Origin of the sequence: Ferrimonas pelagia (assembly GCF_039543565.1) — a bacterium.
GTDB lineage: Bacteria > Pseudomonadota > Gammaproteobacteria > Enterobacterales > Shewanellaceae > Ferrimonas > Ferrimonas pelagia.
Genome location: NZ_BAABJZ010000007.1, coordinates 43,269 through 55,113, shown reverse-complemented (window position 1 = coordinate 55,113; position 11,845 = coordinate 43,269). Strand labels below are relative to the sequence as shown.

The following is an 11,845-nucleotide window of genomic DNA, read 5'->3' as shown; positions in this document are numbered from 1 at the left end:
GTTCAATCGAGTAGGCGATACTGTTCGATGGCCGTAAGTAACGATTGCCCTTGCTGCTTGTAGCCGGGCAATCGGGCCATTTGGCGGTAGGCGATCTGCGCCTCGGGCCACTGGGATTCGAGCCAGTGACTCTGTCCTATCAATAGCAGGGCTTGACCTCGTGCGCGCTCTCGCTGCTGCCGCAATCTTCTTAGCTCGCCCTCAGACTCGACAGGCAGTGCTTGTGTTCCCACCTGCCACCAGGTTTGTCGCGCCAAGTGACGCTCGCCCGTGCGCTGCAACAGTTGTCCGAGTAACAGGTGATAGGCGTCCCAGTCCTGTAGGTTAGGTGTCCAGCGGGATGCGGCATCGATGCTGGCCTGATAACGCCCGGCCAGCAGGCCGAAGCGCAGACATTGCAGATTATCCTGATAGCTTAAGCACTGGCTGGCGAGATCATACGCGCCGAGGGAGGCATACAGCCCATGTAATGGCGCCACATTGCTGGGATCAAGCAACTCGCTGATCTGCAGTGCGAGCGTCGCCGCTTGCGGTTGCTGCAAGGCTAACTGTGCTTGCGCCATGAGCCGCCAGGCCGTGGCACTTTCCGGTACCTTTATGAGCCACTCTTCCGTCGTTGCCAACAACTCAGGCCAGCGCTCCAGTGCGGCCTGGCTGTGGGCCATGAGCGGCCAAATACGCTCGTTGCGCGGCAAAGGCGATAGGCTGGTTAGCGCGGCGGCATACTGCTCCCGTTGAACGTGACTGTAGGCCAAGAGGTAACGGAGTTCGTTATGCTGTGGCTCCGGGGCCGTCGCTTGTGCCAGATGTTGCTCGATCAGGGCGATGGCCTGATCAAATTGCGCGTTTTGGATCAGCGCTGTCGACAAGCCTTGCAGCAAAGCGGCATGGTGCGGGTGCGAGTCGTGACCCTGTTGCCAGCACGCCAGTGCTTCGTTCTGTTCCTGCTCGTGGGTATGCTGCTGAGCCAGCGCGTGGCAGGTGAATAGGTACAGGTTCGGGTGAGGGCGGTTTTGTTGCAGCCGAGGTTGCAGCAGTGCGATGGCATCGGAGGCACGATCCTGCTCCATCAGGCTTTGAGCACGTTGCAGGGCGGCGCGATCCAGGCTGGAAAGGGACGCGGCCACCGCCGGGCTAAGTACCGCCAGCAGCAGGCTAATTGACAGAAAAACTGAGCGGGACGTCGACATAGACACTGACTGGCCCTCCGTTGAGTTGGGCGGGTTTGAAACGCCATTGTTGGGCCGCCGTTAAGGCGGCCGATTCGAAGATCCCCTCGGGCTCGGCACTGAGCACTTCAGCGGCACTGACGGTGCCGTCGGCTTCAACCACCAATCGCAACTCCACTTTGCCCGGCAAGCGTCGTGAGCGTGCCACCACGGGCGTTCGCGGTGCCACGTAACGCAGCAGCTCCGGCGCTTCATCCACCTGGGTGAGATCGAGCAGGGCCGTGCCGAGCGACGGCAATAGGGAAGCGGACAGGGTGGGTGCCGCCAACGAGATGGCCAGTGGTGCCATCGATGGCGCGGGTGCCGTTGGCACGAGCCATTCGGTGCTGGCCAGGGCCTCAGGCGCGCTTGGCGCAAGCTCTACGGGGGCGTCATCGACGAGCTCTTTTTTGGCCGGTGGTGGCAGCCATACGGAGGGCGCCGTGGAGGCAGCCGCCGCTCGGATCTCGGTCGAGTTGAGGTTGAGCCAGGCAGGCAGAGCCAAGCTAAGCAGCACGGCTAAGGTGACGGCAAGACTCAGTCGCAAGAGAGGCATCAGGGTTTGATCCCGACCGAGGCCGCTATCGGGCTGTGCTGAATGCCGCTGCGCCGGGCAATGTCCAGCACCTCGATGGTGGCGCCCGTCGGGCAGTTTTCATCCGCCATGATCAGCAATTGAATTTGCGGGGTTTGTGCCACCAGTTGTCGCAATCGGCCCTCGAGGTAATAGACGTCGAGGGTTTGATCGTCCAAGTAGACGCGGCCGGCCGCATCAAGCACCAACAGCACGGGGGTCTGCTCCATCGACTCCGCCGTGCTGGCATGGGGACGCTCGATCTCGATCGCGGTCTGTGTGGTAAAGCTGGTGGAGACAATGAAGAAGATTAGCAGAATAAAGACCACATCCAACATGGGAGTCATGTTGATCTCGGCGTCTTGATCGACGTCAGGGCGTTCACTGAGCATTGCAGGCTCCTGGTAATTTGTCCTGTTCGTCCTGGCGGATTAAGCGACGTTGATACAGCCATCCCGCCAGCAAGCCCGGCAGGCCGATCAGCAGGCCGGTTTGCGTGGTGATCATGGCCATGGCGATCCCATCGGATAACGCCTTGGGGTTATGCAGGCCCGTATCCGAGAGGCTGGCGAACAGCGAGATCATCCCGCTGACGGTGCCTAACAGGCCCAAGAGCGGTGCGATCTTCGCCAGCAGCAAGACTCCCTGGATCCTCGAATGCCGAGCTAGGCTGCGCTGCTGCACAGCCAAGGCCTGCAGACGTTTGTCCAGTGCCGCTCGGCCCGTTGTGCTCGGTGGGGGACACTTGGGCAGTCGTTGCAGCGCCAACCCACTCAGTTGCCAGAGCATCAAGGTGCTGCACAGCAACATGGGCCACATCACCGGTCCCCCTGCTTGAAACTGGCGCACGAGGATCTCCGTCATTTTGTGCTCCGCTGGGGGTTAAGGCTCAGTGAGTGCGCCATCAACTGGGCACTGGCTTGCTCCATGTTCAGACCCAACGAGCGTGCGCGTCGCTTTAATGGGTGGTGCAACAGCATCAAGGGGACCGCGACGATCAGCCCGGCCTGGGTGGTGATCAAGGCTTTGCTGATCCCATCGGACAGCAGGCGTGGATCGGCATTGCCAAACTCGGTTAGGGCCTGGAAGGTTTGGATCATCCCGCTGACCGTGCCGAGCAAGCCCAGCATCGGCGCCAAGGCTGCCAACAGGGGCAGTAAGGTCAGGCCCCACTGGAATCGCTGCCAATGGGTCAGCATGCCGTGCTTCAACGCGTGCTCCATGGCGTCCAGATCGGCACCCTGCTTTAGGCCTTGTTGCAGTACGCTTTGGGCCGGTGTGCGGCGACAAACCGGGGCGGCTTTCAGTGCGGCGATCTCCATGAGCGCTTCGGGTAGCGGGCGCCACCAGCACAGACGGATGGCGCAGATCAATGCCAGGCTGAGGCCAAACAGCGCCAGCAGCAGAATGGGCCACAGCAGTTCCCCTCCTCGTGCGACCCAGTGCGCTAGGCCTCGTTGTGCGGTGAGGCTGTCCAGGATGGCGCCGTAGCTCAGATCCAGCGGGATGATCTGATTGGGATCCTGCCACCAAAGCGCTAACGGTTTGGCGGTCTCGCTCGATAATGGGCCGATCCAGGCTGCATGCTGCTCTTTGGGTTGTACCAAGCCAAATTGAGCATGGTGCTGAGCGGTGGCCATCAAGCCACCGATCACCCGCACCGTGCTGTCGGTCTGGGTGCCGTCGGCCAAGATCAGCGGATGCTCGGTTTGATGGACGCCTGCGGTGTAACGCAGATCGTTCAGCGCGTACGCCATCAAAGTGTCGAGCTCGGCTTGGCTAGGAAAGTGGGCTTGCTGCGCTTGATGTGCCATCCAAGCTTGACGGTTGGGGGCCAACAGGGTGGTTGGACTGGATTGCCAGCGTTGTTGCAGTCGTTGTGCCGCGTGGCGGTAGCCAGAATCGACCAGCGCCATATCTTCTTGGGCTTCGCTCAGTTGGGTCTCTAAGGCCTGACGTTTGAGCTGTAACGAGCTTAGTGTGGCTTGTTGCCGTACTAACTGTGCCTCTGCTGCCTCTTTGCGACTGAGCAATGACTGGGTTTGTCCTTGCACTTGCTGTTGTTCGTCGGTCAGCTGTGCCTGCCAACGTTGGTTTTCTTGTTGCATCTGTTGGCCCTGCAGCGCGATCATCGCTTCGAGCTCGTCACTGGCATGCGCTGCCGCTGCCGTGGCGTTGACCAAGATTAGCAGGGTGACAATGGCATGGCGGATCATAGCGTGTACCCCAAAGGCAATGGCACTAAGGTGGCGTTCTGACGTTGTGAAGCGATGGCAAACGCCTGACGAATGGCGTCATGCTGCGGCTTCGGCAGTGCTTGCCACTGCTGCGATCCTGGCTCGAACCAGCCGATGTGTTGGCCATCATAGGTTTGATAGAACTGGGCAACGCGGCCCAGCCGCAGGATCCGAACTTGCAGCGTTTGTGCCTCGACCGTGATGGCGCTATCGGAGATATGGTTGCCATAGCCCATGTCCACTTCGATCAGGAGTGCTTCAAATAACTGGCGTAGGCGTTCGGCGGTGCCGATATTGACGTCGTCCATCGCCTGACGTAGCAGTGTCAGGCGGCGCAGGCGACTCTCACGCTCAAACGGTCGGTCATTGAGAACCCAGCGCTCGAGATCGGCGTACCAGATCTCTAAGTTGGGCGCCAACTCGGACCTAACGGCGTTGATATTATCCAGATCCTGCTGCAGCTGGGCGATCTGCACCTGTTGTTGGTTGATGTAGCGCTCGGTTTGGGCTATCTGAAACTCCAACCACGCGAGCTCTGCCATGGCGGATTGCTGGGTGCCGAGCTCTTGGTTCGCTTGCTGCTGCCAGGCCAGTGCCTTTTCTCCCAATGCAATCGCGTCACTGAGAGGTGCTGCAAGTGGCGCTTGATAGTGTTGAACGGTCTCCGCTGGAGTCACAGCCAAGTGGGCCGTGAGCAGGATCATGTGGAGCATAAGACCCCCTTATTGCTGGGGTGCTGTGTCAGCAGATAGAGGCGATAAGCCACATGGATTAGTAAACTGGCGAACAGCAATCCGTAAAAGAGAAAAAAGACCTTAATTAACGGGTTATAAAAAACACTGAAAAACACCCCAGGCTGCCATTGACCATCCACTTCATGGGCAAAGACGTCGGTGATCACGACAAAGAAAGTTCCTTTGCTATAGGGGTTAAGGAAGTTTGCCTTGGCGATCTCTGGGGCACCCTGCTCATGGGTAATGACAAAACGACCGCCATGCAAACGGGGATCAAATTGTTCCACGGTGCGGCGTGTGATCCGCCCCTGTATGTGTCGGCCCTGCTCATCCAATGCCAGTCCTGACAAGGGTCCTTGATGGTACACCTCTTCTAAGGTCAGCGTCTTATCGGCGAATGTCAGGCTTTCACCGGGATGTAACCGGAACTCTTTGTGACCATGCAGAAACATCAGGTCGAGTCCGTGGCAGAGAAAAATGGTTACGGTCAAAACATGGACTGGGGCAAGTAGAATTTGATGGTGGCGCCACCGACGCTGGCGCCACATAGGCCACAGGCTTTTCCATGTACAGAGGCTTGTATTGATCACCAGGCCAGCCATCAACACAAACAAAACGAGGATCCAGCCAATCACTATTGGCGTTGCCGTCAGCGCTTCTGGCCATGCGAGCATTGGCAGCGTGTTCAGGCTTCGAAAAGCCGCTTTCAACTCTGCGCTTTGGCACAACCAAACGCCTAAGGCAAACCACAAGACCGTCAGAGCGATCAACCAAAAGCCGGCCATCATGGAAGCTAAAATACGGATCATAATATTCGATACCCCACTAAGGTCAGTGCAGTCAGAGCTAGAACTGCCGCTTGTGCCAAGTTGTGGTGAGCGCGTTTGCGCAGCACAGTGCGAGGCAGGTGAAATGCTAAGATGAGCATCAGATAGACCATGGCTGAGAACATGAAATTGTCGCTCCAGCCCCAACTGCGTCCCCAGCCTTCAAAGGCCCACCAGGCACCCGCGATCTCTCCTCCCAGAAATAGGGTCCCAGCCAACAGGGCGTAGATCTCACTGATCTCTTGAAGTCGACGATGGCGAACCGTTGCGGTGAGATAGAGACCCCAGGCACTAATTAGGGCGAAACCGACGGCCAATGGACGAGAAACAAAAAATAGGTGTGCCCATAGATAGGTCAACATGATGTTGTCGCTGCTATGGGGCACAACGAAGGTACTGATGATCAGCAAGATTGTCGCCATGGACAAAGCGCCGAGGGTGAGCCGTCTTTGTAAGGTTGGCTGACGTAATGGCACCAGAGCGCATAGGCAGATCAGCAGCGCAGCCAATTGCAGTAACACCTTTTTGTTGGAGCTGGCTAACAAGATAGCCCCGTCCAAGGTGTCGAATATCAGCCCCATCGACACCAATGCCAGAGACAGTAAGCTTAAGGGCTGGATCAGCGTAACGAGGCGATGAAAGGGCGGAGCGGCTCCGGCTGTGGATGAAGTCAGGCTCATAGGGCAACGAACTCCTTGAGTTGTGTTAGCGCATCACTGTCGGCTGCATCGATCACGGCTGCCGGTTGCAGTTGCCAGCGTTGGACCACCCGTTCAACGAGATCCGGTCGTACCACCCAGATGTGCTTACCACCGGGAAGGGCAAGCAGTGGTGCCAATGTCGAGCCATAGCCTTGCCCCTCTAACTCCATCGGACCCACTTCATCCATGATCCAGGTTGTGTCTGGATGATGGCTGGTGGGGGATAAGGCTTGCTGCCCGAGAGCCAACCCGTGTGGGTCAAAGCGAAAACGGGTGTTGGTGATGGGATCCAGCTCATCGGTGCGTTGGCCGAAAGGCCGCCGCTGACCATCCGCGAGGTTGATGATCTCACTGCTAAAGCGCCGGCCATCACGCATCGTGCCGGGGCACAGAATTCCGCGAACGGGCTGCTTTTGCTGCTGACAGTGTGCATATAGCGCCATCAAAGTCGTGGTTTTACCTGATCCTGAGGGGCCTGTGACAATAGCGATGTTCGTCGCAGAAGAGGGAGGCAGGGATTGGGGCATAAAGATCTCCTGATCCATGACGCGATGGCTACATGTCGGTAAGCCATAAAGCTGAGAAATGTTTTGGCTGGTCATTACGTCAGCGCTGGGACCGTAAGCCAAGGTGTGAGCTTGTGCCAGCATCAGCACTTGGTCGGCGTACATGCTGGCAAGGTTCGGATCGTGCAAAATCGCAATGACGGAGGTGCCGTGTTCGCGACATCGCTGTTTGACGGTATTTAGGATGTGGTAGCGGTTGCGAAAGTCCAGGTGGTTGGTGGGCTCATCGAGCAGCAGCACCGACTCGCTTTGGAGCATGGCCCGGGCCAACAAGACCAATTGGCGCTCGCCGCCTGAGAGTTGATTGAACTGACACCTGGCGAGATGGCCCGCGCCCAGCTCGTTGAGCGTTCGGCGTGCATGGTGCAGATCGGTCTGGCTGGGCGACTGAAAGGCCCCTAAGTGGGGTGTTCTGCCCATGAGTACCATCTGCTCGGCGCTAAAGGAGAACGCCACTTCCTGTTGTTGCGGCACCAGCGCGAGGGTACGGGCACGCTCGCTTCGGCTCATGCGTTCGAGTGGACAACCCTGCCAAAGCAGTGTGCCTTGGGTGATATCCGCGCTGCCGAGCAGGCAATTCAGTAAGGTGGATTTACCCACGCCATTGGCGCCGAGAACCGCCAGAAATTCGCCCGGCTTTAAGCTCAGCGATACGTCCTGGAGAATGGTGCGCTCGCCAAGGTTGCAGCACAGCTTGTTGATCTCAAGCATGATGACCTCCCTGGCTTTGGCGGCGAAACAGCAGGTACGCAAACAGAGGCGCGCCGATCAAGGAGGTTACGATCCCGACAGGCACCTCGACGGCAAACGCTGAGCGGGCAAAGCTGTCGGACAAGAGTAAAAAGGCGCCGCCAAAGAGGGTGGACAAGGGGATCAAACTGAGGTGATCGGAGCCGGTAAAGGTGCGCACCATGTGCGGGATCACCAGCCCGATCCAGGCGATCTGTCCCACGCTGGCGACGCAGGCGGCGACCACACAGGAGGCCATGGCGATCAAGCCATAGCGCAGCTTGACCGGATCCAGCCCCAAGCTTTGACTGGGGCGATCCCCCAGACAGAGGACGTTGAGGCGATAGCGATACAGATGGAACAGAGCATAACCAAACAGCGCCAAGGGCAGCACTTGTGCCACGTTTGACCAACTGGCCGCCGACAAGGAGCCCATTAGCCAGAAGACGATCGCGGGTAATTCACCATAGGGATCCGCCAGGGTTTTGAGGATCATCAGGCCGGCGCTAAACATCGATCCGACGATGATCCCGGTCATGATCAACAGCAACAAGCTGCCTTGCCCCAAACGCGCTGCGATGGTCATAGACGCAAAGGCGGCGGCGAGGCCAAACAGCAAGGCGCAAGCCTGAACCCATAACCAGCCGCCTTGAGGCCACAGCAGGCCCAGCGCCGCACCAAAGACGCAGCCCGAGGTCACACCGAGAATGTCCGGTGACACCAGCGGGTTGCGAAAGACCCCTTGGTACACGGCACCAGACAGCGCCAATCCGGCCCCGATCAGCAGCGCCAGAACGATGCGCGGCAGTCTCAGCAGCAGGAACACTTGCTGCTCCGGGGTCAGATCCTCAGGCAATGGACTTCGGCTTGCGAGGCAATAGAGCACCTCCGGCAAGCGGGCAAACGATTGGAAAATCGCCTGCACGCCAATTTCGTAACGCCCCATAAACAGCGCGAGCAGCAGCAGTGATCCCAGCGTCCACAGGGTGCAGAGGCGAACTTTAGTGGTCATGGCCACAGCGCCTTAGGCAGCAGATCGGTGCGGTTGAAGATCTGCTGATAGTAATCGGCTAATACATTCTGATCTTGCGCGGTTGCAAAGCGTTGTGGGTAGGCTTGGCTGGCCAGGTAATAGGCACCCGCCAACGCAAAGGGGGAGGGCATGGACCAGAGGCTGTCCGCCGGCAGGGTTAACTGCGGCAACTGGCGCAGCGGGACAACACCGGCATGCTGGAGCTGGCGTTGCGGACGATTGAGGCCATCATCTTCGATCACCAATAGCTGAGGCTGCCAGCGCAATAGCTGCTCCGCATCCACTTTTGGGAAAAAACCTCGAAGATCGGCGGCCACGTTGGTTAAACCGGCCAGTTGCAGCATCTGGTGCTGGTACATCTCGCCGCTGGCGGTCGAGAAAAGATCATCCCGCTTGACGTAATAGCTTCGATGTCTTGGCGCGACGCCTTGTAGGCGTTGCTCGAGCTCGTTTCGCAACGTGAGATTGGCCTGACGGACCCGCTGGGCTTGTGCCTGACGGCCGGTGGCTGTGGCGATCATGCCTAAGGTTGCGTCCACCTCTTCCAAGGTTTCGGCTTTGACCAACAACACGGCGAGGCCCAACTGTTCGAGCATGGCGGCTAGGCGGATCCCATCTTTTTTGTCGTGCATCAGTACCAGATCGGGCTGCAACGCAACGATGGTCTCCAGGTTGAGTCCCGCAGTGCGGCTGCCAACGGCGATAGGATCGTGCTCCCCTAACAGCTGATCAACAAACCGCTGTTGGCGATCGGACTGGCCGATCCCGACCAGCTGTTGTTCGAGTCCGAGGCTGAGGCTAAACAGTGTGGAGGGCAGATAGGTCGAGACGATTCGACTGGCAGGTTGGGGCAGGCTTACTTGCCGGCCCCGGTGATCGGTCAGCTCGATGGGTTGCCCCGCGGCGGTAAACGCCACGGAGCAAAGCAGAGCTGCGCATAGGAAAAGTGCGCGCATATCTAGCTCAATCTATTAGAAGCGGTAGGTGAAGCCAATGTCGAAGTAGCGGCCCCAGTTGGGTTGGCCGTAGCCTTCGTAGAAGAACTCATCCATCAGGTTGTAGACATTTGCATACACTGTCAGTTGCTGGTGTAAGAAGTCTTTGCGGACGCCCATGTCGAAGGTCAGCATGCGATCTTCCCAGACATTGCTGTCTTTGGTTGTGCTGTCATAGTCTTTGATCAGCACGTTGTTCTTGTAGCGCATCCGCACGTTGGACTGGATATTAAAGTAGGGATCGGTCCACTGCAGGATGGCACTGACCGAGTTCTGTGGCACATCGCGCAGGAAATCGGACTCGCGATCTTCCGAGGTATTGCGCGCGTGGGTGTAGGCGTAATCAACCGATAGATCGAGCGTGTCCGTTAACTGGCTGTGCAGTGCCAGTTCGACGCCATAGTACTCGGCGCTGCCGATGTTGCCGTAGATCTCGTCATCGACGGTGGCATCGTAGCCAGAGGCGATCTTGTCTTTGACGTCGTGATAAAACAGGCCCATGTCGACGTGGTTCAGCCAGTTGCTGTTCAAGTCCTTCTGCCAGCCCATGGTGTAGCTTAAGCTGCGCTCTGGATCGAGATCATGCACCTTGCCGATGGCGCGATCGTACATCTCATCGAGTGTGGCAAAACGGGTTTTCTGGGCGATAGAGCCGTACATCCGGCTACCGTCAAACAGGGCGTAGCTGGCGCCGATCATAGGATCCAGCGTGTTGCTGCTGTCATCGTCGTTGGCCGCTTCGTCTTGATCTTTTACTACGCGTTGATGGTGCCAGGCCAAGCCGGCCACCAAGGTCAAATTGCCCAGCTGTGAGGTGTTTTCGGTCGCCACTGAGAAGGTTTCCAGCTCGGAGTAAACCCAGTCGTAGGACTCGTCAGGCGCTACAAAGGCGTTGTTGTTTTTCTTGTGGACATCGTTCTTGTAGTTGAACGAGGTGCTCAGGGTATTCCAGTCGGCGAGTGCGAGATCGGCAAACAAGGCCGTGCCAATGGTGTAGTCATGGAATGAGCTTTCGGCTAAGACTTCGGCGTGATCCGGCCCTGAGAATGAGCGATAGGTATCCCGGTGCATGTGGTAGTAGGTCAATGCCCGCAGCGTTAAGGCATCGGTGACGCGGTGACTGAGGTTGATGTCCACCCCTTGGTCTTTGTATTCCGGAACCTCGGCAAAGCTGGAGAAGTCCTCAAAGACTCGGTTGGAGCGGGTGTTGTGCGGACGGCCGCGCTCGGTATCCAGGCTAAAGACGCTGATATATGCATCGGTACGATCGTCTGAGTAGCCGGCGCGGATCCAAGCATTGATCGATTCTAAGTGGGAGTTATCGCGTTTGCCGCCCTCCTCGATGATCACTTCGTTCGCCAGATCGCCATAAAACACGCGGTTGATTGAGGTCTCGGGCACGTAGTCGCTGGACAATCGATAGGCGTCACGACCTTGGTGTTCGAACGAGGCAAATACCGAGAAGCCGTTTTGGCCCCAACTTAGGCTGGCCGATTCGAAGTTCTGACCGTATTGGCCGGCGGAGGCGGAGACTTCACCGGAAAAGCCTTCCTGACCGGTGCGGGTAATGATGTTGATCACCCCGCCCATGCCGTTGGGGCCGTAGAGCACCGAGGAGGCGCCTTTGGTAACCTCGATCTTGGCAATGATGCTGGCGGGCAGTTGGTTCAGATCCAGCGCGCCGGAGTTGGTCTGGTAGTAGGGGACACCATCCAATAGCACCAGCAAGCGATCTTGCTCAAAGCCCTGCATGGTGACAAAGCGTTCGCCGCGGGAAGATTGGGCCACGTGCAGGCCGGGAATGTAGTCCAAAGCGTCTGCCGCGGTCTTGGCCCCGATCAGGCTGATGGTTTCTGCCGTCATCACATTATTGATAGCGATATCGCGTACACCACTGTCCTCACTGACGATGATCTCGCCCAGAGAAAAGGCTACTTTGTCGTCGGCGCTGGCGTGGCTGGCCAGGAGACCCGCGACAACCGCCAGGGCGATGGAGGATCGTGTGGGTAAGTTGACTGATTTCATCCGTAAAATGTCCTAAGTACGTGGCAGCAACGTTGCCAGGCGAAAAGTAGCGGCATGTTACGAGCGAATGAATGCAAAAAAGAGCCTAAAAACCAAACTACTAGAGGGCAGTCACGGTGAAATATTGTTCAAATCAAAGAGTCCGCCAAAGTCCGAGTGGGGTGGACAATGTGACCCATACCAGGCGTTTTTGGAGACGGGTTGTTGGGATCAGGC

General features: G+C 57.9%; 12 protein-coding genes. All 12 read right to left on the bottom strand.

Features of this window, described 5'->3' with window-relative positions:
• Window positions 1-2 precede the first annotated feature (2 nt).
• The 12 genes from ABEA08_RS03585 to ABEA08_RS03530 are packed head-to-tail and all read right to left on the bottom strand — an operon-like array spanning window position 3 to window position 11,629.
• On the bottom strand, window positions 3-1,190 hold the full coding sequence (locus ABEA08_RS03585) for a CDC27 family protein (protein ID WP_345333439.1): 1,188 nt from the start codon (window positions 1,188-1,190) through the stop codon (window positions 3-5).
• A complete protein-coding gene (locus tag ABEA08_RS03580) occupies window positions 1,156-1,764 on the bottom strand; it encodes an energy transducer TonB (RefSeq protein WP_345333395.1) in 609 nt (202 codons plus the stop codon). The genes ABEA08_RS03585 and ABEA08_RS03580 overlap by 35 nt, the downstream gene beginning before the upstream one ends.
• Window positions 1,764-2,174: an ExbD/TolR family protein gene (locus tag ABEA08_RS03575; protein ID WP_345333393.1), complete on the bottom strand. Its 411-nt coding sequence runs from the start codon at window positions 2,172-2,174 to the stop codon at window positions 1,764-1,766. Before ABEA08_RS03575 ends, ABEA08_RS03580 begins: the two co-directional genes overlap by 1 nt.
• Window positions 2,164-2,646: a MotA/TolQ/ExbB proton channel family protein gene (locus ABEA08_RS03570; protein WP_345333391.1), complete on the bottom strand. Its 483-nt coding sequence runs from the start codon at window positions 2,644-2,646 to the stop codon at window positions 2,164-2,166. Before ABEA08_RS03570 ends, ABEA08_RS03575 begins: the two co-directional genes overlap by 11 nt.
• Window positions 2,643-3,998 (bottom strand): MotA/TolQ/ExbB proton channel family protein, encoded by a 1,356-nt coding sequence (locus tag ABEA08_RS03565; protein WP_345333389.1) that lies wholly within the window; start codon window positions 3,996-3,998, stop codon window positions 2,643-2,645. The genes ABEA08_RS03570 and ABEA08_RS03565 overlap by 4 nt, the downstream gene beginning before the upstream one ends.
• Entirely contained in the window at window positions 3,995-4,732 is a 738-nt protein-coding gene (locus ABEA08_RS03560; RefSeq protein ID WP_345333387.1) for a DUF3450 family protein, read from the bottom strand. The genes ABEA08_RS03565 and ABEA08_RS03560 overlap by 4 nt, the downstream gene beginning before the upstream one ends.
• Window positions 4,720-5,562, bottom strand: a complete 843-nt coding sequence (locus ABEA08_RS03555) for a hypothetical protein (RefSeq protein WP_345333385.1) — start codon at window positions 5,560-5,562, stop codon at window positions 4,720-4,722. Before ABEA08_RS03555 ends, ABEA08_RS03560 begins: the two co-directional genes overlap by 13 nt.
• On the bottom strand, window positions 5,559-6,260 hold the full coding sequence (locus ABEA08_RS03550; protein ID WP_345333383.1) for a hypothetical protein: 702 nt from the start codon (window positions 6,258-6,260) through the stop codon (window positions 5,559-5,561). The genes ABEA08_RS03555 and ABEA08_RS03550 overlap by 4 nt, the downstream gene beginning before the upstream one ends.
• Window positions 6,257-7,558, bottom strand: a complete 1,302-nt coding sequence (locus ABEA08_RS03545) for an ATP-binding cassette domain-containing protein (RefSeq protein WP_345333381.1) — start codon at window positions 7,556-7,558, stop codon at window positions 6,257-6,259. The genes ABEA08_RS03550 and ABEA08_RS03545 overlap by 4 nt, the downstream gene beginning before the upstream one ends.
• Window positions 7,551-8,588 carry a FecCD family ABC transporter permease gene (locus ABEA08_RS03540; RefSeq protein ID WP_345333379.1) on the bottom strand — a complete coding sequence of 346 codons (1,038 nt, stop codon included), beginning with the start codon at window positions 8,586-8,588 and terminating at the stop codon, window positions 7,551-7,553. Before ABEA08_RS03540 ends, ABEA08_RS03545 begins: the two co-directional genes overlap by 8 nt.
• Entirely contained in the window at window positions 8,585-9,565 is a 981-nt protein-coding gene (locus tag ABEA08_RS03535; RefSeq protein ID WP_345333377.1) for an ABC transporter substrate-binding protein, read from the bottom strand. The genes ABEA08_RS03540 and ABEA08_RS03535 overlap by 4 nt, the downstream gene beginning before the upstream one ends.
• A gap of 15 nt (window positions 9,566-9,580) precedes the next feature.
• Window positions 9,581-11,629, bottom strand: a complete 2,049-nt coding sequence (locus ABEA08_RS03530) for a TonB-dependent receptor plug domain-containing protein (RefSeq protein WP_345333375.1) — start codon at window positions 11,627-11,629, stop codon at window positions 9,581-9,583.
• Window positions 11,630-11,845: the final 216 nt, after the last annotated feature.

Excerpts from the sequence above, each read along its gene's own strand:
- ABEA08_RS03585 (WP_345333439.1), bottom strand. The coding sequence starts at position 1,190 with ATGTCGACGTCCCGCTCAGTTTTTCTGTCAATTAGCCTGCTGCTGGCG.
- ABEA08_RS03580 (WP_345333395.1), bottom strand. The coding sequence starts at position 1,764 with ATGCCTCTCTTGCGACTGAGTCTTGCCGTCACCTTAGCCGTGCTGCTT.
- ABEA08_RS03575 (WP_345333393.1), bottom strand. The coding sequence starts at position 2,174 with ATGCTCAGTGAACGCCCTGACGTCGATCAAGACGCCGAGATCAACATG.
- ABEA08_RS03570 (WP_345333391.1), bottom strand. The coding sequence starts at position 2,646 with ATGACGGAGATCCTCGTGCGCCAGTTTCAAGCAGGGGGACCGGTGATG.
- ABEA08_RS03565 (WP_345333389.1), bottom strand. The coding sequence starts at position 3,998 with ATGATCCGCCATGCCATTGTCACCCTGCTAATCTTGGTCAACGCCACG.
- ABEA08_RS03560 (WP_345333387.1), bottom strand. The coding sequence starts at position 4,732 with ATGCTCCACATGATCCTGCTCACGGCCCACTTGGCTGTGACTCCAGCG.
- ABEA08_RS03555 (WP_345333385.1), bottom strand. The coding sequence starts at position 5,562 with ATGATCCGTATTTTAGCTTCCATGATGGCCGGCTTTTGGTTGATCGCT.
- ABEA08_RS03550 (WP_345333383.1), bottom strand. The coding sequence starts at position 6,260 with ATGAGCCTGACTTCATCCACAGCCGGAGCCGCTCCGCCCTTTCATCGC.
- ABEA08_RS03545 (WP_345333381.1), bottom strand. The coding sequence starts at position 7,558 with ATGCTTGAGATCAACAAGCTGTGCTGCAACCTTGGCGAGCGCACCATT.
- ABEA08_RS03540 (WP_345333379.1), bottom strand. The coding sequence starts at position 8,588 with ATGACCACTAAAGTTCGCCTCTGCACCCTGTGGACGCTGGGATCACTG.
- ABEA08_RS03535 (WP_345333377.1), bottom strand. The coding sequence starts at position 9,565 with ATGCGCGCACTTTTCCTATGCGCAGCTCTGCTTTGCTCCGTGGCGTTT.
- ABEA08_RS03530 (WP_345333375.1), bottom strand. The coding sequence starts at position 11,629 with ATGAAATCAGTCAACTTACCCACACGATCCTCCATCGCCCTGGCGGTT.